The organism is Rahnella sp. P4_A8 (genome assembly GCF_056402435.1).
The window spans coordinates 84,326-109,865 of the sequence record NZ_JBFUHK010000002.1; the positions used below are offsets into that span (position 1 = coordinate 84,326).

At 52.3% G+C, this 25,540-nt stretch carries 22 protein-coding genes; 3 read left to right on the forward strand and 19 right to left on the reverse strand.

Annotation, left to right across the window (positions count from 1 at the left end; genetic code table 11):
* Nucleotides 1-18: 18 nt before the first annotated feature.
* The 14 genes from nuoN to lrhA form a co-directional block, all read right to left on the reverse strand.
* Nucleotides 19-1,479 carry an NADH-quinone oxidoreductase subunit NuoN gene (nuoN, locus tag AC1DUO_RS01480; RefSeq protein ID WP_013574600.1) on the reverse strand — a complete coding sequence of 487 codons (1,461 nt, stop codon included), beginning with the start codon at nucleotides 1,477-1,479 and terminating at the stop codon, nucleotides 19-21.
* A gap of 6 nt (nucleotides 1,480-1,485) precedes the next feature.
* Nucleotides 1,486-3,015 carry an NADH-quinone oxidoreductase subunit M gene (gene nuoM / locus AC1DUO_RS01485; RefSeq protein ID WP_112151208.1) on the reverse strand — a complete coding sequence of 510 codons (1,530 nt, stop codon included), beginning with the start codon at nucleotides 3,013-3,015 and terminating at the stop codon, nucleotides 1,486-1,488.
* A gap of 97 nt (nucleotides 3,016-3,112) precedes the next feature.
* The gene (gene nuoL, locus AC1DUO_RS01490) at nucleotides 3,113-4,960 is read right to left on the reverse strand and encodes an NADH-quinone oxidoreductase subunit L (RefSeq protein WP_013574598.1); all 1,848 of its coding nucleotides are present in this window, start codon (nucleotides 4,958-4,960) and stop codon (nucleotides 3,113-3,115) included.
* A complete protein-coding gene (gene nuoK / locus AC1DUO_RS01495) occupies nucleotides 4,957-5,259 on the reverse strand; it encodes an NADH-quinone oxidoreductase subunit NuoK (RefSeq protein ID WP_004936014.1) in 303 nt (100 codons plus the stop codon). The genes nuoL and nuoK overlap by 4 nt, the downstream gene beginning before the upstream one ends.
* Nucleotides 5,256-5,816: an NADH-quinone oxidoreductase subunit J gene (nuoJ, locus tag AC1DUO_RS01500; protein WP_013574597.1), complete on the reverse strand. Its 561-nt coding sequence runs from the start codon at nucleotides 5,814-5,816 to the stop codon at nucleotides 5,256-5,258. The genes nuoK and nuoJ overlap by 4 nt, the downstream gene beginning before the upstream one ends.
* Before the next feature lie 12 nt (nucleotides 5,817-5,828).
* Nucleotides 5,829-6,371 (reverse strand): NADH-quinone oxidoreductase subunit NuoI, encoded by a 543-nt coding sequence (gene nuoI, locus AC1DUO_RS01505; RefSeq protein ID WP_013574596.1) that lies wholly within the window; start codon nucleotides 6,369-6,371, stop codon nucleotides 5,829-5,831.
* A gap of 14 nt (nucleotides 6,372-6,385) precedes the next feature.
* Entirely contained in the window at nucleotides 6,386-7,363 is a 978-nt protein-coding gene (gene nuoH, locus AC1DUO_RS01510; RefSeq protein ID WP_013574595.1) for an NADH-quinone oxidoreductase subunit NuoH, read from the reverse strand.
* Nucleotides 7,360-10,086, reverse strand: coding sequence for an NADH-quinone oxidoreductase subunit NuoG (gene nuoG, locus AC1DUO_RS01515; RefSeq protein WP_119262224.1), 2,727 nt, complete (start codon nucleotides 10,084-10,086; stop codon nucleotides 7,360-7,362). Before nuoG ends, nuoH begins: the two co-directional genes overlap by 4 nt.
* A 143-nt stretch (nucleotides 10,087-10,229) precedes the next feature.
* On the reverse strand, nucleotides 10,230-11,591 hold the full coding sequence (nuoF, locus tag AC1DUO_RS01520; protein ID WP_013574593.1) for an NADH-quinone oxidoreductase subunit NuoF: 1,362 nt from the start codon (nucleotides 11,589-11,591) through the stop codon (nucleotides 10,230-10,232).
* Complete coding sequence (gene nuoE, locus AC1DUO_RS01525; protein WP_013574592.1) at nucleotides 11,588-12,124, reverse strand: NADH-quinone oxidoreductase subunit NuoE; 537 nt, start codon at nucleotides 12,122-12,124, stop codon at nucleotides 11,588-11,590. Before nuoE ends, nuoF begins: the two co-directional genes overlap by 4 nt.
* A gap of 2 nt (nucleotides 12,125-12,126) precedes the next feature.
* Nucleotides 12,127-13,926: an NADH-quinone oxidoreductase subunit C/D gene (gene nuoC / locus AC1DUO_RS01530; RefSeq protein ID WP_013574591.1), complete on the reverse strand. Its 1,800-nt coding sequence runs from the start codon at nucleotides 13,924-13,926 to the stop codon at nucleotides 12,127-12,129.
* Nucleotides 13,927-14,015: 89 nt separating this feature from the next.
* Nucleotides 14,016-14,690: a NuoB/complex I 20 kDa subunit family protein gene (locus AC1DUO_RS01535; RefSeq protein ID WP_013574590.1), complete on the reverse strand. Its 675-nt coding sequence runs from the start codon at nucleotides 14,688-14,690 to the stop codon at nucleotides 14,016-14,018.
* A gap of 22 nt (nucleotides 14,691-14,712) precedes the next feature.
* On the reverse strand, nucleotides 14,713-15,156 hold the full coding sequence (locus AC1DUO_RS01540; RefSeq protein WP_013574589.1) for an NADH-quinone oxidoreductase subunit A: 444 nt from the start codon (nucleotides 15,154-15,156) through the stop codon (nucleotides 14,713-14,715).
* Nucleotides 15,157-15,860: 704 nt separating this feature from the next.
* Nucleotides 15,861-16,805: a transcriptional regulator LrhA gene (gene lrhA / locus AC1DUO_RS01545; protein WP_013574588.1), complete on the reverse strand. Its 945-nt coding sequence runs from the start codon at nucleotides 16,803-16,805 to the stop codon at nucleotides 15,861-15,863.
* 987 nt (nucleotides 16,806-17,792) lie between these two features.
* Between lrhA and AC1DUO_RS01550 the strand changes: the two genes are divergently transcribed.
* The gene (locus AC1DUO_RS01550; RefSeq protein WP_013574587.1) at nucleotides 17,793-19,007 is read left to right on the forward strand and encodes a pyridoxal phosphate-dependent aminotransferase; all 1,215 of its coding nucleotides are present in this window, start codon (nucleotides 17,793-17,795) and stop codon (nucleotides 19,005-19,007) included.
* 117 nt (nucleotides 19,008-19,124) lie between these two features.
* The gene (gene yfbR / locus AC1DUO_RS01555) at nucleotides 19,125-19,724 is read left to right on the forward strand and encodes a 5'-deoxynucleotidase (RefSeq protein ID WP_013574586.1); all 600 of its coding nucleotides are present in this window, start codon (nucleotides 19,125-19,127) and stop codon (nucleotides 19,722-19,724) included.
* Between the two features lie 8 nt (nucleotides 19,725-19,732).
* On the opposite strand, the gene AC1DUO_RS01560 is transcribed toward yfbR, so the two are convergent.
* The 5 genes from AC1DUO_RS01560 to AC1DUO_RS01580 form a co-directional block, all read right to left on the reverse strand.
* Entirely contained in the window at nucleotides 19,733-21,565 is a 1,833-nt protein-coding gene (locus AC1DUO_RS01560; protein ID WP_013574585.1) for an SLC13 family permease, read from the reverse strand.
* A gap of 318 nt (nucleotides 21,566-21,883) precedes the next feature.
* A complete protein-coding gene (locus tag AC1DUO_RS01565; protein ID WP_013574584.1) occupies nucleotides 21,884-22,537 on the reverse strand; it encodes a sugar phosphatase in 654 nt (217 codons plus the stop codon).
* A 24-nt stretch (nucleotides 22,538-22,561) separates the two neighbouring features.
* On the reverse strand, nucleotides 22,562-23,056 hold the full coding sequence (locus tag AC1DUO_RS01570) for a YfbU family protein (RefSeq protein ID WP_449632233.1): 495 nt from the start codon (nucleotides 23,054-23,056) through the stop codon (nucleotides 22,562-22,564).
* A gap of 195 nt (nucleotides 23,057-23,251) precedes the next feature.
* On the reverse strand, nucleotides 23,252-23,707 hold the full coding sequence (yfbV, locus tag AC1DUO_RS01575; protein WP_013574582.1) for a terminus macrodomain insulation protein YfbV: 456 nt from the start codon (nucleotides 23,705-23,707) through the stop codon (nucleotides 23,252-23,254).
* A 228-nt stretch (nucleotides 23,708-23,935) separates the two neighbouring features.
* Nucleotides 23,936-24,124, reverse strand: coding sequence for a hypothetical protein (locus AC1DUO_RS01580; protein ID WP_112151348.1), 189 nt, complete (start codon nucleotides 24,122-24,124; stop codon nucleotides 23,936-23,938).
* A 103-nt stretch (nucleotides 24,125-24,227) separates the two neighbouring features.
* On the opposite strand from AC1DUO_RS01580, the gene ackA reads away from it, so the two are divergent.
* Nucleotides 24,228-25,430, forward strand: a complete 1,203-nt coding sequence (gene ackA / locus AC1DUO_RS01585) for an acetate kinase (protein ID WP_013574580.1) — start codon at nucleotides 24,228-24,230, stop codon at nucleotides 25,428-25,430.
* Nucleotides 25,431-25,540 lie beyond the last annotated feature (110 nt).

The window sequence follows — 25,540 nt, forward strand, 5'->3', positions numbered from 1 at the left end:
TCATGACTTATCGTTTTCTCAGAGCAGCGGCTGCGCCATCTGTACCAGCGAAATCAGAGGTTGCGGGAAGATACCCAGCAGCAGCACCAGAATCGCGGAAATCAGTACGACTACCCCACCCGCCGTGAGCGCCCAGTTGTTTGGCGTATCACGTACCAGCGTTTCAGGCGCACTCAGATACAGGCTCACCGTTACGCGCAGGTAGTAGTAAAGACCAATCGCAGAACCGACAACCACAGCACCGGTCAGCCACCACAGATGCGCGGTCACACCGGTCGCAATCACGTAGAACTTACCGATAAAGCCGAGCGTCATCGGAATACCGGCCAGTGACAGCATCATCACGGTCATCACCGCAGACAGAATTGGCTTATGCCAGAACAGACCACGATAAGAGAACAGTGATTCAGCATCCGGCCCTTTGTACGGGCTGGACATCAGGCTGACCACACCGAAGGCGCCGAGGCTACTGAACAGATAACCCGCCAGATATACGCCCACGGTTTCCATCGACAACTGGTGCGTTTGTACCGCAATCAGTGCCACCAGCAGATAACCCAGGTGCGCGATGGAGGAATAACCGAGCAGACGTTTGATGTTGCTCTGACTGATGGCCATCAGGTTACCCACCAGAATCGAACAGAAGGCAATAATGCCCAGCACGATGCGGATGGATTCGCTGTCAGCTACCGGCGCATACAGGAACAAACGCATCACCACAGCAAAGATCGCGATTTTGCTGGCGGTTGCCAGGAAAGTCGAGACCGGTGCAGGTGCGCCCTGATACACATCTGGCGTCCACAGGTGGAACGGAACCAGCGACAGCTTGAAGCCCAGCCCCACAATCATCATGCCCAGACCGGCCATCAGCAGCGGCTGGTGCAGCATCACGCCGTCGCCCAGGTTTTTGCCCAGTGACGCAAAGGACAAATCACCGGACTGTGCGTACAGCAGCGCCATACCAAACAGCAGGAAGGATGATGCGGCAGCCGACAGCAGCATGTATTTGATGGCAGCTTCCAGCGAGCGTTTCTGGCGGTAGGCGTAACCAATCAGGCCGAACAATGGCAGGGAAATCAGTTCGATTCCGAGGAACATTGACGCCAGATGGTTAGAGCATGCCAGCAGAATACCGCCCATCGCCGCAATGAGAACTAACAGGTAGAACTCTTCGCGGTTGTCCGGATAACCGGCCAGCCAAGGGTAAGCAAACGTGCTGGTAGCCAGGCTCGCCAGCAGCACCAGCCCGATGTAGAACATCGAGTAGCCGTCAACGCGCAGCAGCGGTGTGACGTCCTGCGGGCCGACCTGCCCGACGTAGTAAAGGGAAAGTAAGGCAACGTTCAGCCCGATGACTGTCAGTGTGGCATTAAGAAAATGGTCGCGTCGCCACGCAATGGACAGCATCACCACCACCACCGTCAATCCGACGATCATCAGCGGTAATAGTGCGATCAGATTTTGAAGTGTAAATGTCATGGCGAGTTACGGCCTTGTCGTTGAAATAGTGGAAACTGATGACCCGTACCAGTGCTGAATGTTAGTCATCGCTGCACTTGATGTATCCAGAATTGGCTGCGGGTAGAAGCCCAGCGCCACCAGCAATACCACCAGCAACAGGATAATCGACAGTTCGCGTGAGGTCATGCCCGGCAGCGGTTCGTCAGATTTTGCTTTGCCGTAGTAAGCGCGCTGCATCATCGCCAGAGAATACACAGAGGCAAACACCAGACCGAATGTCGAGATGACAGTGATCACCGGCACAACCGGGAAGCTGCCGAACAGGATCTGGATTTCACCGACGAAATTACCTGTACCCGGCATCCCCAAAGTAGCGACGGCGAAGAACAGCGACAACGCTGGCAGGTATTTAATCCGGCCCCACAATCCGCCCATCTGGCGCATATCACGGGTATGCAGACGTTCGTATAGCTGACCACAGATGATGAACATACCGGCTGCGGAAAGACCGTGTGCAATCATCTGGATAACCGCGCCCTGGTACGCCAGCTGGCTGCCGGTGTAGATGGCAATCAGTACGAAGCCCATGTGCGAAACGGAGGTGTACGCAATCAGACGTTTAATATCGGTCTGGCAGAACGCCATCCACGCACCGTAGAAGATACCAATGACACCCAGCCACATGGCAATCGGTGCGAACTGGTGAGACGCTTCCGGGAACAGAGGCAGACAGAAACGCAACATCCCGTAGGCCGCGGTTTTCAGCAAGATACCGGCTAAGTCAACGGAACCTGCGGTCGGTGCCTGACTGTGTGCATCCGGCAACCAGCCATGCAATGGCACAACCGGCATTTTCACCGCAAAGGCGATGAAGAAGCCAAGCATCAGCAGATATTCAACACCGTGCGACATTGGCGTTTTCAGCAGGTCGGCATAGTTGAATGTCCATACGCCGGTGGCATTGTAGTGCACAAACACCAGGCCGAGGATAGCAATCAACATCACCAGTCCGCTGGACTGTGTATAGATGAAGAATTTGGTTGCTGCGCTGATACGCGTTTTACCGTCTGACGCTTTGTGACCCCACAAGGCAATCAGGAAGTACATCGGCACCAGCATCATTTCCCAGAAGAAGAAGAACAGGAACATGTCGATGGCAAGGAACACACCGATGACACCGCCGAGGATCCACAGCAAGTTCAGATGGAAGAATCCCTGATACTTCTGGATTTCACGCCAGGAACAGAGGATCGCCAGAACACCCAGCAGACCGGTCAGCACCACCATCAGCAGGGACAAACCGTCCAGTGCCAGATGGAAGCTGATGCCAAAACGTGGGATCCATGGCAATGAAAACTCGGATTGCCACTGTGGAATACCCGCAGGCGTCGTTAATGAATATCCTCCCTGCAACCACAATTGCACGGAAAGAGCCAGCGTCAGCCCCATCGCAATCAACGCGATCCAGCGCGGTACTTTGCTCCCAAAGCGCTCAGTCTGCCAGCACAGCAGCCCGCCGATAAAGGGGATAAATATTAGCCAAGGTAATAGCATGGCGTGTCGTTCCCTTCTTTTATGCCCGAAGGCTATTTCACTTGCCGGCCCGTTACGGGAACAGGCCAGCATTGATAACTACACCTGTAATGCAGGCTTAAATCACCAGCAGCAGCGTCAGAACAACGACTGCACCGAGCCCCATTGACGCGACGTACCAACGTACCTGACCGTTTTCGCTGAGAGTCAGACCACGGTTACCCAGACGGGCAAACAGCGCAGGCAGATTCATCATTGAGTTCAGCGGATCACGTTGCAGGAGTTTCGCAACCAGCAGATAAGGTTTGACGAAAATCATGTCGTACAGCCAGTCGAAGCCCCAGGCATGGAACCACCAGGTCGTGAAGAAACGTCCCGGTGCGCTTTTCGCAATGCTGTTGACCAGCGAGCGTTTACCCAGATACAGGGCTGCCGCCAGCAGAATGCCAGCAATTGCAATCACGCCTGATGTGATTTCCAGCGTCAGCACGCTGCCGTGCGCCAGCTCGGTGGTATCCGGCAGTACGCCTTTCAGTGGCGGAACAATCATTGCGCCAATGAAGGTGGACAGAACCAGTAACACCAGCAGCGGCAGGTGGTGAGTGATGCCTTTACCCGCATGGGCTTTAATTTTTTCTTCGCCGTGGAAGACGATGAAGATCATGCGGAAGGTGTACAGCGAGGTCATAAACGCACCGACCAGACCGGCAACCATCAGATTCAGGTGGCCGTTAGCCAGCGCACCCGCGAGGATTTCGTCTTTACTGAAGAAGCCCGCAGTGATGATTGGCAAGGCGGACAGCGCCGCGCCACCGACCAGGAAGCAGAGATAGACAAGAGGAATGGATTTACGTAATCCACCCATTTTGAAGATGTTCTGCTCGTGGTGGCAGGCCAAAATGACCGAACCGGAAGAAAGGAACAACAGTGCTTTGAAGAACGCATGCGTCATCAGGTGGAAGATAGCGGCATCCCACGCCTGAACGCCCAGCGCCAGGAACATGTAACCAATCTGGCTCATGGTCGAGTACGCGAGAACACGTTTGATGTCGGTTTGCACCAGCGCAGCGAAACCTGCCAGAACCAGCGTGACCGCACCAATAATACCCACCAGATGCAGAATTTCCGGCGCCATCAGGAACAGGCCGTGCGTGCGGGCAATCAGATAAACACCGGCAGTCACCATGGTCGCGGCGTGGATTAGCGCAGAAACCGGCGTCGGACCGGCCATGGCGTCTGCCAGCCAGGTCTGAAGCGGAAGCTGTGCGGATTTACCCACTGCGCCACCCAGTAACATCAGGGTCGCCCAGGTGATCGCCGTATCGCCCACTGCCAGTTTCTGCGGTGCCAGGATCATCAGTTCACGGAAGTTCAGCGTACCCAGCTCGCGGTACAAGATGAACAGCGCGAAAGCCAGGAACACATCACCCACACGGGTCACGATGAACGCTTTCATCGCAGCCGCACCGTTCGCCGGATGGGTGTAGTAGAAACCGATCAACAGGTAACTGCACAGGCCCACACCTTCCCAACCGAGGTACATCAGCAACAGATTGTCTGCCAGTACCAGAATCACCATGCTGGCGATAAACAGGTTGGTGTACGCGAAGAAGCGTGAATAGCCTTCTTCACCGCGCATGTACCAGGAAGCGAACATGTGGATGAAGAAACCGACACCGGTGACCACAGACAACATGGTCATCGACAAACCGTCGAGCGTGAGTGTGACGGGAATATTGAAATCCCCGACCTGCATCCAGTTCCACAAATGCTGGTTAAAGACTTCAACACCCGCCGCTTTCTGGCTAAGGAAATTGATACCCACATAAATAGTGGTCAGCGCTGCCAGACCAATCGACCCGACACCAATGGTAGCGGAGGTATTTTCAGACCAGCGACCGCGTGAAAAGGCCAGTAACAGGAAGCCAATCAGTGGGAACAGAATTGTTAAATAGAGTAAGTTCATCCGCGCATCTCACTGACAGTATCAATATTGAGAGTGTGGCGACGGCGATACAGTTGCAGCAACAACGCCAGACCAATACTGGCCTCCGCCGCAGCCAGGCTGATAGCCAGAATATACATCACCTGACCGTCCGCCTGACCCCAGTAGCTTCCCGCCACGATGAACGCCAGCGCTGCCGCGTTGATCATCACTTCGAGGCTGATCAGCATAAACAACAGGTTACGACGAACCAGCAGCCCGGTAAGCCCCAACACAAAGAGGATCGCGGCCAGAATAAGACCATGTTGTAGAGGGATCATGCTCTCTCCTCCGTTTTTCTTTTTGTTGCCATTTCGGTCGTCACCGGTGCGTCACCAAAGACTTCACCGGGTTTGTGCTCACGACCAATATGGAATGCCACGACCAGACCGGCCAGCAGCAACATTGATGCCAGTTCAACCGCCAGAACGTAAGGTCCGAACAGTGCGATACCGACGGCTTTCGCATCAACCATGTCACCTTTGATGCCGTGATCATGTAACCCGAGGATTGACATGATCATCACCACCAGCAGGATGACAGACAGAACCGAAGGCCCGATCCAGGTGGCAGGTTTGAGCCATGCGCGTTCCTGCTCCTGGACGTTGCCAAGGTTGAGCATCATCACCACGAACACGAACAGCACCATAATGGCACCGGCGTATACGATGATCTCCAGGGCACCGGCGAAATACGCACCGAGCGAGAAGAAGACCGCAGCGATCGCCAGTAAAGAGACGATCAAATACAGCAGTGCGTGTACCGGGTTGGTATGCGTGATCACACGCAATGTCGCCAACACGGCCACCAGGGCTGCAATATAAAATGCAAATTCCATGCTTGCGGCTCCTTAAGGCATCAGACCTTTGACGTTGATCGGTTTGGCTTCGTTTTCAGCTTCGCCTTTCGACTTGCCGTCAATCGCCATACCGGCCATCCGGTAGAAATTGTATTCCGGATATTTACCCGGCCCCGAAATCAACAGATCTTCTTTTTCATACACCAGATCCTGGCGTTTAAATTCGCCCAGCTCAAAGTCCGGCGTCAGCTGAATGGCTGTTGTCGGGCAAGCTTCTTCACACAGACCGCAGAAAATGCAGCGTGAGAAGTTGATGCGGAAGAATTCCGGATACCAGCGGCCATCTTTCATTTCTGCTTTTTGCAGAGAAATACAGCCTACCGGACAAGCTACTGCACACAGGTTACAGGCAACGCAGCGCTCTTCACCATCCGGATCGCGCGTCAGCACGATACGGCCACGGTAACGCGGAGGTGGATTGACCGGAACTTCAGGGTACATCTGGGTTTCGCGCTTGGCGAAGGCGTGCATGCCTATCATCCACAAGCTGCGAACCTGGGTACCGAACCCGACCACTATGTCTTTCAATGTCATGGTTACATCACCCCTTATTGCGCGTTGTACAAAATGACCGCAGCGGTCGCCAGCAGATTAAGTAATGTCAGTGGCAGGCAAACTTTCCAGCCAAATGACATCACCTGGTCGTAGCGGGGACGCGGCAAAGCAGCACGGATCAAAATGAACATCACCATGAAGAAAGCAGTTTTCAACGCAAACCAGATAAACGGCGGCAGGAACGGCCCCTGCCAGCCACCGAAGAACAAGGTGACGATCAGCGCAGAGACCGTCACGATACCGATGTATTCCCCCACGAAGAACAGACCGAATTTCATACCGGAATATTCAATGTGGTAACCATCGGCCAGTTCCTGCTCGGCTTCCGGCTGGTCAAACGGGTGACGGTGGCAAACAGCAACGCCGGCAATCGCAAAGGTCACGAAGCCAAAGAACTGCGGAATGATGTTCCACACATGCGCCTGAGAATTGACGATGTCTTGCAGATTGAAAGAACCCGCCTGCGCCACAACACCCATCAGCGATAAACCGAGGAATACTTCGTAGCTCAGCGTCTGAGCGGATGCACGCATCGCCCCCAACAGCGAGTATTTGTTGTTACTGGACCAGCCAGCGAACAACACCGCATAGACGGTCAGACCGGCCATCATCAGGAAGAACAAAATACCGATGTTCAGATCGGCGGCGAACCAGGTCGGGCTGACCGGAACAATCGCAAAGGAAATCAGCAGGGACGTAAACGCAATCATCGGCGCCAGCGTAAAGATGGCTTTGTCGGTGAATTTAGGTACCCAGTCTTCCTTGAAGAACATCTTGATCATGTCAGCGACCAGTTGCAGGGAACCGCCCCAGCCGACACGGTTTGGCCCGTAACGGTTCTGGAACAGGCCCAGCAAACGGCGCTCGCCGAAGCTCATGAAGGCCCCACAGGTCACCACAACCAGCAGGATCACCACCGCTTTCAGAATGGCGATCAACGAATCGATGACTACAGGTGTAAACCAGCTCATTGTGCTGCCTCCCGCAGATTTTCAACCGTTGCGCCAACCAGCACCGGAGGAATACCCGGTAAGCCCAGCGGCAGGCCAACCTGGCCCTGACTCAATGTTTCGCTCAGACGAACCGGCAGTTTCAGTGTCTGACCGGCACAGGTGAATTCCACCTGAGAACCTGCGTTCACCCCTAACTGCGCGGCATCTGCCGGGTTAACCATCACATATGCCTGCGGCATACGTTGCTGGATAACCTTCGAGCGCTGTGTCATTTCTTCGCTGCCGAACAGGTGATAGTAAGGCGCGACACGCCAGTTATCGCGCTGTGCAGTAAAGGCAGCCGGAATAGTGGTGAAGTAATCGAGTGTCCCCTCACCGGCTTCAATCAGACGCACACCCGGATCACCGTGGCGCAAACTGCCGCCAACTTCGCTCTGGAATTTGTTCCAGGCTTGCGGTGAGTTCCAGCCCGGCGCCCAGGCGAATGGCACCTGATTGCGGTTAGCTGTCGGGCTGTTGTTCCCTTCCATTGAGAAGGCAAACATGGTGTCTTTATCTTGTGGCTGACGCGGTTCATGCACGCTGATGTTCGCGCGCATGGCAGTACGACCACTTGAACGTGCCGGAGAACGGGCCAGTTTCTGACCACGAATACGGAAGCTGGCGTTTGGCGCAGCTTCTACCATGCCTTTCAGCTGTGGCAGTGCTTCAACACAGGCTTCGATCACGTGATCCAACTGAGTCCAGTCAACATGACGGCTGTTGATGGTGGAATGCAGCGAGTGCATCCAGCGCCAGCTTTCCAGCATGGCAACCGTTGTGTCGTAGTAAGCCGGGTCGTAAACCTGGAAGAAGCGCTGTGCGCGACCTTCCTGATTCACCAGCGTACCGTCGCTTTCGGCAAAACTTGCTGCAGGCAGGATCAGGCTGGCTCTATCCATAATGCGCGTACGCTGATGGTCAACAACCAGCAGATTCTGCACCTTGGCTAATGCGGCATCCACTTTGGCTTCCGGCGCCTGACGGTAAAGGTCATTTTCCATCACGATGGCGCTGTCAGCATCACCACGGATTAGCAACTCAAGCGCTTCATCCAGCGAACCGCCGCCAATCATCGAAAGACCGATGCTGTTGGCCGCAGAGGCCACGAACGTAATGCCGACATCGCTGCCTGCTACTTTCAGCGCTTTGGCGATATTGGCGGCCGCTTCGATAATGGCATCAGAACCGGCGCTGGTGCCGGTAATGATCAGCGGCTTGCGCGCACCGGTCAGTGCCTGCACGATCACGTCGATTTTCTTGTTCAGGCCATCAGCCAGATCGCTGACCGCGGGCGCAGAATTATCCAGCGCATGGGCGATAGCAAAGCCGAAACGAGCCTGCTCATCGACCGGTGCACGGTAATTGTAAGCCGCGATGTCGTCGAGTTTGGTGTTATCCACGTTGGTGATAAACAACGGATGTTTGGCATGCTGACCGATATTCTGGACTGCCGCGATCTGCCAGTCGGCAACACGCTGTGCCGCCGCCATCGCGCGGGCTTTGCCTTTAACGGCCTGACGCACAGACAGTGCGATACGCGCGCCGGTCTGGGTTAAGTCTTCACCCAGCACCAGAACCGCATCGTACTCTTCGATTTCACGCAGCGCCGGTGTGTGAACACCGCTGTTGCGCAGAATGTTCAGCATCAGTTGTAGACGGCCCTGCTCTGCCGCGTTGATACCGGTGTAGAAGTTTTCGGCGCCGACCAGTTCACGCAAAGCAAAGTTGCTTTCAAGGCTGGCGCGCGGAGAACCGATACCGATAGTTTTCTTCGCCTGACGAATAATATCTGCCGCGCCCTGCATCGCCTGTTCAGCGTTAAGTTCGATCCAGTCGTTACCACGCAGCTGCAATGGTTTCTTCGGACGATCTTTCAGGTTCACGTAGCCATAACCGAAACGACCGCGGTCGCACAGGAAGTAATGGTTTACGGTACCGTTATAACGGTTTTCGATACGACGCAATTCGCCGTAACGCTCACCCGGGCTGGTGTTACAACCAACAGAACATTGCTGACAGATGCTTGGCGCAAACTGCATGTCCCATTTACGGTTATAACGTTCAGAGTGCGTTTTATCGGTGAATACGCCGGTCGGACACACTTCGACCAGGTTACCGGAGAACTCGCTTTCCAGCGGACCATCTTCCGGACGGCCAAAATAGACGTTGTCGTGTGCGCCATAAACACCCAGATCGGTGCCGTCCGCGTAATCCTTGTAGTAACGGACACAGCGATAACAGGCGATACAGCGGTTCATTTCGTGTGAGATGAACGGGCCGAGATCCTGGTTGTTGTGGGTACGTTTGGTGAAGCGGTAACGGCGCATACTGTGGCCGGTCATGACTGTCATATCCTGCAGGTGACAGTTACCGCCTTCCTCACATACCGGACAATCGTGCGGGTGGTTGGTCATCAGCCATTCCACGACGCTTTCACGGAATTCTTTCGCTTCTCCGTCGTCGATGGAAATGAAGGTGCCATCAGACGCTGGTGTCATACATGACATCACCAGACGACCGCGCGTGTCTTCCGCATTTTGGTATTGCTTAACCGCACATTGGCGGCAAGCGCCGACGCTTCCCAGCGCCGGATGCCAGCAAAAATAAGGAATATCGAGGCCGAGAGAGAGGCAAGCCTGTAACAGGTTGTCCGCTCCGTCTACATCGTATTCTTTGCCGTCTACATGAATCGTAGCCATAGTCAGCATGCTTCCACGTGGCCCGCCTGACGGCGGGCGTTAATCAAAAATTCTTGCCGGGTTGGCGTATATCACTCGACAGCGCGTCCCTTGTTCCGGGAATTCGCGCACAGCGGGCTCACGTCCGCTGCCTGTTGCCCTCACTACCAACGCTCTTTCAGCAGATTGTTTGGCTGAATGCCCGCAATCGCACGCGCGTTGTTGTAATGCTGTTTGGCGATACCCGCCTCAAACTCTTCCCGGAAATATTTAATCGCACTCTGCAATGGCTCCACAGCACCCGGCGCATGTGCGCAGAAGGTTTTGCCCGGGCCAAGCTGGCGGCAAAGCTGTTCGAGAGTTTCGATATCCCCTGGCTGGCCTTCACCACGTTCCAGCGCACGCAGGATCTTCACACTCCACGGCAAACCATCGCGGCACGGTGTACACCAGCCACAAGACTCACGGGCGAAGAATTCTTCCAGGTTACGCACCAGCGGAACCATGCCAATTTCATTGTCAACGGCCATCGCCAGTGCAGTCCCCAGACGGCTGCCGGCTTTACCAATACTGGCAAAGTCCATCGGCAAATCCAGATGATCGGCGGTCAGGAAGTCTGTCCCCGCCCCGCCCGGCTGCCAGGCTTTGAATTTCAGGCCATCGCGCATGCCACCGGCATACTCTTCAAGAATTTCACGTGCGGTAGTCCCAAACGGCAGTTCCCAGACGCCCGGATTTTTTACCCGGCCGGAGAAACCCATCAGTTTGGTGCCGGCATCTTCGCTTTTGCCCGCAGAAATACCTTTGTACCAGTCCACACCGTGCTCAAGAATCGCTGGCACGTTGCACAGGGTTTCGACGTTGTTGACACACGTCGGTTTACCCCATGCACCGGCAGATGCCGGGAACGGTGGCTTGGAACGCGGGTTAGCACGACGGCCTTCAAGGGAGTTGATCAGCGCGGTTTCTTCACCACAGATGTAACGCCCTGCCCCGGTGTGAACAATCAGTTCGAAATCAAACCCGGTGCCGAGGATATTTTTACCCAACAGACCTGCTTCAGTCGCTTCAGCAATCGCACGGCGCAGGTTCACCGCAGCTTCGATATATTCGCCACGCAGGAAAATGTAACCACGGTAAGATTTCAGCGCGAATGCGGAGATCAGCATGCCTTCCACCAGCAGGTGCGGCATTTGTTCCATCAGCAATCGGTCTTTATACGTACCTGGTTCCATCTCATCGGCGTTACACAGCAGATAGCGGATATTCATGCTTTCGTCTTTCGGCATCAGGCTCCACTTCAGACCCGTGGAGAAACCTGCGCCACCGCGCCCTTTCAGGCCAGCGTCTTTTACCAGATTGACGATTTCTTCCTGGGCCATGCCTTTAAGGGCTTTTTCCGCACCGACGTAACCGTTTTTGCTACGGTATTCATCGATCCAGACAGGTTGTTTGTCGTCACGCATACGCCAGGTCAGCGGATGCATCTCCGGTGTGCGTTCAATGTGTCTTGGGGTATATGTCATGCGTAGCGCTCCAGTAGCGAGCCGATCGCTTCCGGCGTCAGATGGCTGTGCGTGTCCTCATCAATCATCATTGACGGGCCTTTGTCACAGTTACCGAGGCAGCAGGTCGGCAGCAGGGTGAAGCGCCCGTCTTCGGTCGTCTCACCCGGCTTGATGTGCAACTGTTGTTCCAGCGCGGCCTGGATCCCCTGATAACCGGTGATGTGGCACACCACGCTGTCACAGTAACGGATCACATGGCGGCCGACCGGCTGACGGAAGATCTGGCTGTAGAATGTCGCCACACCTTCGACGTCGCTGGCAGGAATGCCCAGAACATCGGAGATCGCGTAGATAGCACCGTCCGGCACCCAACCACGCGCTTTCTGCACGATTTTCAACGCTTCGATAGAGGCCGCACGGGCATCTTCATAGTGATGTTTTTCGTGCTCAATCGCTTCACGTTCAGCGTCACTCAGCACAAACACCGGCGGTACAACAGGCTCGCTGATATTGATGTACTGAACTTCAGAGTCTTTATTGATATCTGTCATCGTTAGCGGTCCACATCTGACATTACAAAGTCGATACTGCCCAGATACACGATCAGGTCGGATACCAGGCTGCCACGGATTACGGACGGGATCTGCTGCAAATGCGGGAAGCTTGGTGTACGGACACGGGTACGGTAGCTCATGGTGCTGCCGTCACTGGTCAGGTAGTAGCTGTTGATCCCTTTGGTTGCTTCAACCATCTGGAAAGATTCTTGCGCAGGCATGACCGGCCCCCACGACACTTGCAGGAAGTGCGTGATCAGGGTCTCGATGTGTTGCAGTGTGCGCTCTTTCGGTGGCGGCGTGGTCAGTGGGTGATCCGCCTTGAACGGGCCTTCCGGCATATTTTTGTAACACTGTTCCAGAATACGCAGGCTCTGACGCAGTTCTTCTACTTTGAGCATGACGCGGGAATAACAGTCACTGACGCCATCACCGGTCGGCACTTCAAAGTCAAAGTTTTCGTAGCCAGAGTATGGACGCCATTTACGCACATCGAACGGGATCCCCGTGGCACGCAGGCCAGCACCGGTGGTACCCCAGGCCAGAGCGTCGTCTGCGTTGTAAGCAGCCACGCCTTTGGAACGGCCAATCAGAATGGTGTTTTTCAGCGCCGCTTTGACATAGGAGTCCAGACGGGCTGGCATCCAGTCAAGGAACTCACGCAGGAGACGATCCCAGCCTTTCGGCAGATCATGCGCTACGCCACCAATACGGAACCAGGCCGGGTGCATACGGAAACCGGTAATCGCTTCCACCAGATCGTAGATTTTCTGACGATCGGTAAAGGCGAAGAACACCGGAGTCATCGCGCCCACGTCCTGAATAAACGTAGAGATGTACAGCAGATGGCTGTTGATACGGAACAATTCGGACAGCATGACGCGAATGGTGTTAACGCGATCCGGCGTTACGATACCGGCGAGTTTTTCAACAGCCAGCACGTACGGCATTTCGTTTACACAACCGCCGAGGTATTCGATACGGTCGGTGTAAGGAATGTAGCTGTGCCAGGACTGGCGCTCGCCCATTTTCTCAGCACCACGGTGGTGGTAACCGACGTCAGGCACGCAGTCGACAATCTCTTCGCCATCAAGCTGCAAAATGATACGGAATGCACCGTGCGCAGACGGATGGTTAGGACCGAGGTTGAGGAACATAAAGTCCTCATTTTCGGTGCCACGCTTCATGCCCCAGTCTTCAGGCTTGAAGGTCAGCGATTCCATCTCGAGTTCTTCTTTCTGCTTAGTCAGCTCGTAAGGATCGAACTCGGTGGCGCGCGCCGGATAGTCTTTACGCAGCGGATGCCCTTCCCAGGTCTGCGGCATCATAATGCGCGTCAGGTGCGGGTGGCCGTCGAAGGTAATACCGAACATTTCCCATGTTTCGCGCTCGTACCAGTTAGCATTCGGGAACACTTTGGTGATCGTCGGAACATGGAGATCGTTTTCTGCCAATGCCACTTTGATCATGATGTCGCGGTTACGCTCGACGGAGATCAGGTGGTAGAAAACGGAAAAATCCGCGGCCGGTAAACCGTCGCGGTGTGTACGTAAACGCTCATCAAAGCCATGCAAATCGAAAAGCATGACATAAGGTTTTGGCTGTTTTCGTAAAAAGGTAATCGCTTCCAGTAACTGTTCACGCTTGAACCACACCACGGGAATTCCGGTGCGGGTTGCCTGAACAGTAAAGGCCTCTGGCCCAAAACGGTTACGCAATTCGCCAATAACCGGATCATCGAGATGATCACGGGTATGCCATGCTGGCAGGGCGGAATCTTGCGTCGTCAAATCTGTCATATTTTTTTCACCACACTAAATGGTCATTTATGCCGTAAGGGGGATATTCATACACACCGCCCCTCAGGGTTGACTCTCAGACCGCAGTGTTAAATCTCGTCCGGCGAACGCAGATTTGTCACGGCAATACGCTCAGCACGTTTACGCTCTTTTTCAGACTGCATATTCGCGCGGTAAACACCCTGGTCGCCAACAACCCATGACAATGGGCGACGTTCTTTACCAATGGACTCCTGCAACAGCAGCAGAGCCTGCATATAGGCTTCCGGACGCGGCGGACATCCCGGGATGTACACGTCGACAGGCAGGAATTTATCCACGCCCTGCACCACAGAATAAATATCGTACATGCCGCCGGAGTTCGCACAGGCGCCCATCGAAATCACCCACTTCGGTTCCAGCATCTGATCGTATAAACGCTGAATAACCGGAGCCATTTTGGTGAAGCAGGTTCCCGCCACCACCATAAAGTCAGCCTGGCGTGGTGAAGCACGCAGAACTTCTGCACCAAAACGCGCAACGTCATGCACCGCAGTGAATGACGTCACCATTTCGACATAACAGCAGGAAAGGCCGAAGTTGTAGGGCCAAAGGGAGTTTTTACGACCCCAGTTCACCATTCCGTGAAGCGACTCCTGGAGATTTCCCATGAAGACGCTGCGTTTAACCTGTTCCTGAAGAGGATCGCCGACGACCTCCTGAGACTGCAGGGGGTAACGGTCGTTTTCACCGTCCGGGTCTATGCGGGTGAGCGTATAGTCCATCTTAATGCCTCGCTTTGACTGCTTACTGAGGGTGACTGTTGGTATTAATCGCCGGGCTTGGTTTAACAGGTCCTTTCGAACGTGTTGGTGTCCAGTCGAGTGCGCCAATTCGCACCAGATAGAACAAACCTGCCAGCAGTACCAAAATGAAAATGGTAGCTTCCACGAATCCGGTCCAGCCGCTTTCGCGAATAGACGTTGACCATGCATAGAGATACAGGGCTTCAACGTCGAAGATGACGAAGAACATGGCGACCAGATAGAACTTGGCGGAAAGACGTAGCCGGGCAGTGCCGACAGAGGCGATACCTGACTCAAAAGGCGTGTTTTTGTAGCGTGCTCTGGCTCTCCCGCCAAGGAACGCGGCGCCCAGTAACATCAGGCAGCAGAGGCCTACTGCAACGACAAGAAAAACGGCGAACGCCCAGTGTTGAGCGATGACTTCAGTGGCTGTTGACATACTCATTGCTTACTCATCAAAAGTGGTACTTTGGCATCTGCTCTGTAAGGTCGGCAGTTTGCGCACCACATCGATTCAAGGGAAGGATTAAAAACCACACAGTTCACGGCTCAACAAGGGATTAAGCCAGTGATTTGTTGTGGGCTTTTTACCCTTTTCTATAACCTTTTGTCAACTTTGACAAAAGTATCTCCACATTAGTTTACATGCTTATCATTTAATTAACATATCATGCGCCGGGACTTAAGCTAAATCGTGTCAGTTAAATTCTGTGATAAAGCATGGGCCTGTGACGGGAGTTATGACATCTTTCGAACTTTACTATTGTCGCAGGAATAGACAGCGCTTCCACTCTCTTAATGGGGTTATTTTTTTGATCCATGTCAGAGTTCTGTCAATTTTGATAGAAAAAAAGGCACACATTTAACAAGTTTTATTGATTTTCAAAAAACGACAAGCGATTTACGGAAAAATTTGATGCTTTTTTTTAACCTGAAAAAAGTCAACATTTTACGCCATTTACTGTAGTCATTGGTGATAAGGATGGCAGTCATTACTGGGAAGAAGAAAGGCTAACGAACAAAAACAGAGGCTTTAGGAAGGATATTAAACAAAATCACTAAAAGAATGACTTTCCCGCCCCTTAATAGGTAGAAGCCTTTACCCCCGCCTCGTTAGACAGAGGCGGAAGGTAAAGCCGGGGGATTACCTTAACTTTCAGAGTCTGCCAGTAACTCATGATCGTCATCCACTACCGGACGAGGACCATAGGCACTGAGAGAATAGGGGTCATTCCCTTGCTCAACTGCATTGAAGATCGCCATTGCAAGTTCATTTTCACAACGGGCATTTTTGTACAACACATACTGCGTATCCGGCAAACGTGGTAAACCGTCCTGTTCACCCAGAACACGCAGCTCCGGACTCATCATTTCGATGGGACGTGCCGTCACACCCAGCCCCGCGCGCACTGCCGCACGAATTGCCGATAATGTCGACGCGACATAAGCAATACGCCACGGAATACCTGCCTGACTGAGGTGCTCTATCGCCATCATCCGGTAAGGGCTTGGCTCATCGAGCACCACCAGCGGAACACTGTCGCCGGAGGGGTATGCAAAATCAGCCGAGCAATACCAGAGTGTTGGCGACGTGCGCAATACGATGTGCGGGTGATCAGTGTTTGTCATCGTGGTGATGGCCAAATCCACTTCTTCACTTTCGAGCATCGACAACATGAAAGGACTGCGCTTGACGCGGACATCAATAGACAACTTTGGATATACGGATGTCACGCGGCTGAGCAGGAAAGGTAAAATGGTGTCAGCAGTATCATCTGATGCACCAATTGTTATCCCACCTTGAACATTGCTGTACATCAAAGAGGTACAGGCTTCATCATTAAAACGAAGGATTTTGCGTGCGTATCCCAATAACTGAATACCGTGTTCAGTTAATAATTTATTGCGTCCATGTCTGGCAAACAGTTCTTTTCCAACGAGTTGTTCTAGACGTTGCATTTGTTGGCTTACCGCCGACTGAGTACGACACACCGCAGCAGCAGCCGCAGCGAACGTATTAAGATCAGCAACAGCTACAAATGTCCTCAACAGATCAAGATCGAGATTGAGGATTGGACGATTTGCAATTGTCATAGTTTTTCTTCACTTTATAGAATCTAATAACAAGCTACCCTGATGGTGCGTCAAAGTACCCGCAAAAAGCAGAATACCAGATATGTCGGATACTCACTCATTTGATAACCTAAATTGAGAAATATTTGTGCATGAAAGTTTTCATCATTGTGAGCGTTCAGTCATTAAACCTGTGCACAATAATTCCTCACAAAGGCTGAATGATTAGAACCTCTTATTTAATATAGCCTTTCCCCGCAAACCATTCCATATCCCTTACAGTACCGCCTGCCGCAACCATAAAGCTAAGTTTCGGCAATATCATCGTCAGAAAAACATAAGCTAAATTAACTAATAAAGGTAATTATTAAAAATATAATTCAATAAATTCATTGAGTCACCCTAATAACCATTTTATGCCCAAGGTATTTTGTTTAAGTAACATTAAGATTTTTCTTGTTTCATCAAATTTTGTTTACGCCCACCTGTTGCAATATATCCTTTGAAAGCATTTATCTAATCCTGGAAAATACGTTTAAGACTTTACTTATAACATGATCATTCATCCAGCATTCGCTATTAATCATTAGATAAATAAAACTAATTCCTGTTAAAATTTTTCAGCGGTAAAACAAAGCCTCCTGAACTTTTTTCAGAATTTGTCGAGCTTTGGTAAGATTTCATGATGTTCACCCCATTAAAGACAACAAACTGACATCGCCGGGAATAGATGTAACGCAGCAAAAACAGTGAATTTATTGTTCACAAAGCACTCATTTGCAAAATATAAAATCACAAAATAACAATAACACAGCATAATAAACCATTAAGCTTCTCATACTTTGAGGTAATAACCCACCATAGCCCGCTTTACTGCTGTTTTTCACCAAAACGGTGCGCAGCCCTTCTCATGCCCTCTGCGGGAGAGTAAATTGAGCCCTTCGCACTGTTCTACGGTCGCTCCGCACCAGGGAAGAACAGGCTTTATTGCAAAAGGCTCTCATTTACATGTCCCCGATTGAAAAATCCCGCAAACTGGACAACGTCTGTTATGACATTCGCGGCCCGGTGCTCAAAGAAGCAAAACGTCTTGAAGAAGAAGGTAATAAAGTCCTCAAGCTGAACATCGGCAACCCTGCGCCATTCGGTTTTGATGCACCTGATGAAATCCTGGTCGACGTTATCCGCAACCTTCCTACCGCACAGGGTTATTGTGATTCGAAAGGTCTGTTTTCTGCACGTAAAGCGATCATGCAGCACTATCAGGCACGCGACATGCGCGACATCACGGTCGAAGATATCTATATCGGCAACGGTGTTTCCGAGCTGATTGTTCAGTCAATGCAGGCATTACTTAACACCGGCGATGAAATGTTAGTCCCGGCACCTGATTACCCCTTGTGGACAGCGGCGGTTTCGTTATCAGGCGGTAATGCGGTGCATTACCTGTGTGATGAAGGGGCTGACTGGTTCCCGGACATTGCCGATATTCGTGACAAAATCACCCCACGCACCCGCGGCATTGTGATCATCAACCCGAACAACCCGACCGGTGCGGTATACAGCAAAGAATTGCTGATGCAGATTGTGGACATCGCCCGGGAACATAATCTGATTATTTTTGCCGACGAAATTTACGACAAAATCCTGTATGACGAAGCCCAGCACATTTCCATCGCTTCACTGGCGCCGGATTTACTGACCGTCACTTTTAACGGTCTGTCAAAAACCTACCGCGTGGCCGGTTTCCGTCAAGGCTGGATGGTTCTGAACGGACCGAAGAAACATGCGAAAGGTTATATCGAAGGTCTGGAAATGCTGGCCTCGATGCGCCTTTGTGCCAACGTGCCGATGCAACATGCCATTCAGACCGCGCTGGGCGGCTATCAAAGTATCAGCGAGTTTATTCAGCCGGGCGGACGTCTGGTCGAACAGCGTGATCGTGCATGGGAACTGATCAATGAAATCCCGGGCGTTTCCTGCGTGAAACCTAAAGGGGCGCTGTATATGTTCCCGCGCATTGACGCCAAACGTTTCAACATCCATGACGATCAGAAAATGGTGCTCGATTTGCTGTTACAGCAAAAAGTCTTGCTGGTTCAGGGTTCTGCATTCAACTGGCCGTATCCGGACCATGTGCGTATCGTGACGCTGCCACGCGTTGATGAGTTGGAAATGGCCGTTAACAAACTGGGACGTTTCCTCGAAACCTATCGCCAGTAATGCAGTAAGGGCGCTGATAATGGCGCCCTTTTCTTTCTCCCGCCAGTTTCCGCATTTGCATAACTGTTTCGCACTGCTCACAATAGTCACTCATTCACCGTAGTTATTGAGAGTGCTATGAACCAGAGCCATTTTTTCGCCCATCTTTCCCGCCTCAAACTGATCAGCCGCTGGCCGCTGATGCGCAATGTCCGCACCGAAAACGTGTCGGAACACAGTCTGCAAGTCGCTTTTGTCGCCCATGCTTTAGCCGTGATCAAGAACCGTAAATTTAACGGCAATCTGAGCGCAGAACGCGTTGCCCTGCTCGCCATGTATCACGATGCCAGCGAAGTGATTACCGGTGATATGCCAACGCCAATCAAGTATTACAATCCGCAAATCGCGCATGAGTACAAAAAGATTGAGAAAATTGCTCAGCAGAAACTGATTGAAATGCTGCCAAAGGAATTACAGGAAGATTTCCGACCGCTGATTGACGAGCATTATTACACTGAAGAAGAAAAACTGACCGTCAAACAGGCTGATGCGTTATGTGCTTACCTGAAATGTCTGGAGGAATTGTCGGCAGGCAATAATGAATTCACACTGGCGAAAGCCCGTCTGGAGAAAACGCTGGCAGACAGAAAAAGCCCGGAAATGGACTACTTTATGGAAGTGTTCATTCCGAGCTTCAGTCTGTCATTGGATGAAATCAGCCTGGATTCCCCGCTCTGATCTTAAGGTCAAAACGGGAACAGCACCGGCACCAGAAAAACGCTGACCAGCATCACCAGCAGAGTGAACGGCACACCGATGCGGAGAAAATCGCCAAATTTATAGTTACCCGGTACCATAACCAGCGTGTTTACCGGTGAAGACACCGGTGTCATAAAGGCGGCAGAAGCCGCAATAGCGATAATCATGGTGAACGGGTATGGCGATACCCCCATCTGGTGTGCTGCTGCGATAGCAATCGGTGCCATCAAAACCGCAGTCGCCGTATTGGAAATAAACAGCCCGATACCTGCACAGAGAATGAATAAACTCAGCAGCATCATATATGGCCCATAGCCGCCGCTTACCTCCATTAACCCCTTCACAATCAGCGCCACACCGCCGGTTTTTTGCAGCGCCAGCGCAAAAGGCATCATCCCGACTATCAGCAGCAAACTGGGCCAGTGAATGGCTTTGTAGGCCCCTTCCATCGTGATACAGCGGAATTTACCCATCAGCATGCAGGCGATAATGGCGGCGATAGCATTAGGCACATCATCGGTCAGCATCAGCGCAACCATCAGCGCCAGACAAAACAATGCATGCGGTGCCTGACTCAGGGCTGGCGCGACTTCGTCCACTTCGGCAGGAAGATTAAGCACAATGAAATCATGCATTTGTTGCTGAAGCTGGCGGATCAGCTTCCAGTCGCCAATGACCAGTAGCATATCGCCGAGCTGTAATTCTTCATCCACCAGTTTTCCGTCCAGCGCTTCACCCTGACGGCGGATCCCGACGACATTCAGCCCATAGGTCGAACGGAAGGCGACGGCACGCAACGTTTTACCCAGGAGCTCCGAATCCGGGATCAGCGAGACTTCGGCCATCCCGACATCCCGCGATTGCTCAGAGAAATACTCGCCGCGTAGCACCATAGGCTCAAGCATTTCGTCAGTGCAAAATTGCCTGATGGAAATGTCAGGATCTGACATATCAAGCAGTAACACATCGCGCGCAAACAGTTCGGTATTCCCCGTTGCGCTGACCATCACGCGGCGAAATTTACGCCAGCGTTCAATGCCCACCACGTTCGCGCCGTAGCGGGAACGCAGATGCACATCATCAAGTGTACGCCCGACCAGAGGCGAACCTGGACGGATAGTGACGCGACGCGCCCGGCCGGTCAGGTGATAATCGCGGATCAAATCCCGGAACGTTCGCCGCTTCCAGCGCTGCTGGCCTCGTGACGCATCTTCTGATGACAGCCAGCGACGGGCGATCAACATGTATCCGATACCCATTATCAGCACCACGAGCCCGACAGGGGTGACGCCGAAGAAACCAAAACCGTCGAATCCTTCACGCAACAGTTCGCTGTTGACCACCATGTTCGGCGGTGTGGCGACCAGCGTCATCATGCCACTAATAAGCCCGGCGAAACTTAGTGGCATCATCAGACGTGCGGGAGAGGTTTTCATTCGCGCCGAAACGCTGATCACGACAGGAATGAAGATCGCGACTACGCCGGTGGAACTCATAAAAGCACCGAGACCGGCAACCGTGAGCATCAGCAAAACCAGCATCCGCGTTTCACTGTTGCCCGCCACCTTCATCAGCCAGTCGCCGACCTGATACGCCACACCGGTTCTGACCAGCCCGTGCCCGACGACAAATAGCGCCGCGATCAAAATGACGTTCGGGTCACTGAATCCGGCCAGCGCTTCATTGATGGTCAGCGTGCCGCTCAGGACGAAAGAAATAATCACCAGCAATGCCACAATATCCATTCGCAGCGTATTGCGCGCGAACAGCACCATAGCAATAACCAGTAGCGTGACAACCCAAAGCAATTCACCGGTCAAAACACACTCCATTTGCGTTGAGAGAGGAGGATAAATAGCTATGTACCCTAAATAATTCAAATTGTATCAAGGCGGCAACTGCGTGAATCTCCGGGGCTTACATGAGTAAGTGACCGGGATTCGGGACCAATCTGCCGGGAGCAGACTGGTATGCTGCTTGCAGCGACTCCTTCAGGGGCGAGGCCCATGGATGGGTCGGGTAACGCAGCCAACGCAGAGACAGTTTGATGTATGACTGGGTATGAGAATGGCATAAAAAAACCCCGCACAAGCGAGGTTTATATCAATTTATACAGGGAAATTGTATTTTTTCTGTCCTTAACGCAGGCTGACTTTCACACCTTCGTCGGAACTGCTGACCAGCAGAATTTCGAGCGTAGTCAGATCGAAATCGACATTTTCAATCCCGGGTGTATCGTCTGGCGCATTGACGGCAATGACTTTGCAGCCCGCCGCCAGCCCGGCCATCACGCCGGCTGCAGCATCTTCAACCACCACACAATCTTCCGGGGCCAGACCTAAACGTTCTGCCCCCAGCAAGTAGGCATCGGGTTGTGGCTTGCCGTGTTTGACCTGTTCAGCGGTGATAAACACTTCGGGTTCAGGCAAATGCGCCGCTTTATGGCGCGCACTGGCAACAGGCATTGATCCGGAAGTCACAATCGCCCAGGGAATATTCTGGCGATTGAGTTCGCTCAACAACAAATGTGCGCCCGGGAGAGCGGCGACACCCTCGGTGTCCGTGGCTTCAATTTGTTCCAGCTTGAGAAACTCTTTTTGAATCGTTTCTTCGCTTTCACCCGCCATAAAATGACGCAAAGAAGTGATCGCCTGCTTACCGTGAATAAACGCCAGTACATCCTGCGGGCTGACACCCCAGCTAAGCGCCCAGCTCACCCAGGCACGCTCAACGGCAGGTAATGAATCAACTAACGTTCCATCAAGGTCGAACAAAAAACCCTTACAAAGCACAGGCGACTCCTTTAAGTGTTTACATCAGGCATTGATAATTTGCGCGATCTCTACCGCGCTCAGGTGATACTGACGCGGGCACGACTGCCAGACCGCCAACATACGCTGGTATTTATCCCACATTTTGGTCTGCGAGTTAAACCCATGAGTGCCTGCATCAAAATCAGTGTAACGTCCTTCGGTGTTCACCATAAAGCGGACATAGCTTAAATAACGGGATTCCGTTGCGGCATCAAAACCCAGAAAATCAATTCGGCGGCGATCCAAGTCTTGCGTGTCTTTCAAATTGGTCCACGACACCTGCATCGCATGATGCATTTCCATAATGTTAATGACTGTGCGACAGGTTTCTTCCGGCAATTCGCCGAAATCTCTGTCCATCTCGCGCATTTGCAAACCAAAACCCCGTTCGATCACTGTTTGTAACCGGCGATAGCGTTCTGCGTTATCGGGATCCAGCATGGTCATCATCTTGTATTGATTGGACAAAATCAGGCGTTGAGCGTTCGTCATTTCCATCGTGAAAATCCTCATGTCTGCATAATGAGCAAAGCATGGCATAGCGCAAAGTTCTGCGAAATCGCAAGCACACCATTCTTTGATTTGGGTCGGGATCTCATCTGAAATAATCACCAGGGGAGACTTTCCCCCGGTGAAATGCGACTTATGAAAGACTATAGATGATGACAGACGCAGTAAGCGGGGAAATCAGGCTTACAGATCGTCTAAAAAGGTTTTGTCCAGCTGTTTGAACGCGCGCTTAAGGACGTCAGCCAGTGACTGATACGTCGGCGTGCCTTCAACTGGCGCCAGCGCCAGTCCGGATTCAGTGAGTTTATTGCGTACATCGTGGAACCAGCCGAGTAATCCCGGCGGCAGTGGCGTCAGAGAACGGCGACCCAGCCACCACAGTCCCTGCATCGGCAAGCTACAGGCAAAAATTGCCGTGGCGACGGCCAGCCCGAGTTGTCCGCCGAGCGCGATTTGCCACGTCAGGGTAAAGACCGCAACCGGTGGCATGATGCGTACCGCGAAGCGTGTAGCAGTAGAAATCCGGTTCTCCGGAAACATCGGAGCCAGGCGCTTATCTGACGGCCATGTCTTCATATAGTGCTGCCCGCGCTGGAATACCTGGAACCAGCCTACCGAGCCTGTTGGCTTACTCGTCATCTTTGCACCTCAACTTCACGTGTAAAATTTAAAAAATAGTTGTAAAACACAAACTGGAGTTTATCACGATAAAATATATTTTGTTTTTGCTGGCACCTGTCGGTATTCTATCGCAGCCTCGCAACCCTCTCAGGCAACGAGATCAATATAAACTTGGGGCAAACGCGGTGAATTGCAATCTTTCGCCCCCATAATAACCATAGTGCCTCGGTCTGAGAGGATTTGTAATTAATTATTGTATTTTTTGTTAGTGTTTTTGCTGATTAGTAACACCCTGAAGATACGTAAACCGAAATATGCGGTGCAGTAAACCGCTTTATTTCTGTCATCCGGACGCTTAAAAAAACCAAAGCCCGGCAATTCTTCAGCTTTTTCATCGTCATGCCTGTTTTGGCTCTCTGGCATGATGTTAATCATAATTGTCGCCGCCATTATGCGCTACGCTTGATGTCAGACTGACGATTTATTAACCACGTGTATTGTTTTTTTTAAACAGCACCAACAATAAATAGGTACTTCCATGTCGAGTAAGCTTGTACTGGTTCTTAACTGTGGTAGTTCTTCCCTAAAGTTTGCCATCATTGATGCTGCAAATGGCGAAGAACACATTTCAGGTTTAGCCGAATGTTTCCATCTGCCAGAAGCGCGCATTAAATGGAAAATGGACGGTGGCAAAGAAGAAGCCGCTTTAGGTGCGGGCGCCGCACACAGTGAAGCGTTGAAATTCATCGTTAATAACATTCTGAGCAAAAAACCTGAGCTGTCCGCAGAACTGGTTGCAATCGGCCACCGCATCGTTCATGGCGGCGAGAAGCTGACCAAATCAATGCTGATCAACGACGCTGTCATCGAGGGTATCAAAGAGTCTATCCCGTTTGCGCCGCTGCATAACCCGGCTCACCTGATCGGTATTGATGAAGCACTGAAATCTTTCCCTAAACTGGCTGATAAAAACGTTGCCGTTTTCGACACCGCTTTCCATCAGACAATGCCAGAAGAATCATACCTCTACGCCCTGCCGTACAGCCTGTATAAAGATCACCATGTCCGTCGTTATGGCGCACACGGCACCAGTCACTTCTACGTGACTCAGGAAGCCGCAAAAATGCTGAACAAACCCGTGGAAGAAGTGAATCTGATCACTTGCCACCTGGGTAACGGCGGTTCTGTCAGTGCCATCCGTAACGGTAAATGTGTGGATACTTCCATGGGGCTGACCCCGCTGGAAGGTCTGGTGATGGGTACCCGCAGCGGTGACATCGACCCGGCAATTATCTTCCACCTGCACGATTCTCTGGGCATGAGCGTTGATCAAATCAACAAAATGCTGACTAAAGAATCGGGTCTGCTGGGCCTGACTGAAGTCACCAGCGACTGCCGTTATGTTGAAGACAACTACACCACTAAAGCTGATGCCAGACGTGCCATGGACGTCTTCTGCCACCGCCTGGCGAAATACATCGGTGCGTACACTTCACTGATGGAAGGCCGCCTGGACGCCGTCGTATTCACCGGCGGTATCGGCGAAAACGCCGCAATGGTTCGCGAATTGTCTCTGGCTAAATTAGGCCTGCTGGGCTTTGAAGTGGATCACGAACGTAACCTGGCTGCCCGTTTCGGTAAATCCGGGGCGATCAACAAAGAAGGCACTCGCGCCGCTCTGGTTATCCCAACCAACGAAGAGCTGGTGATTGCACAAGACGCCGCGCGTCTGACTGCATAATTCGATTCAAGACTGCCCGCGTAATGCGGGCAATTTTTCACTTATAGGCAAACGCCGCCCGTTTGGACGCACCGCGCAGGATAATCATCGCGCTTATGCTGATCATTATC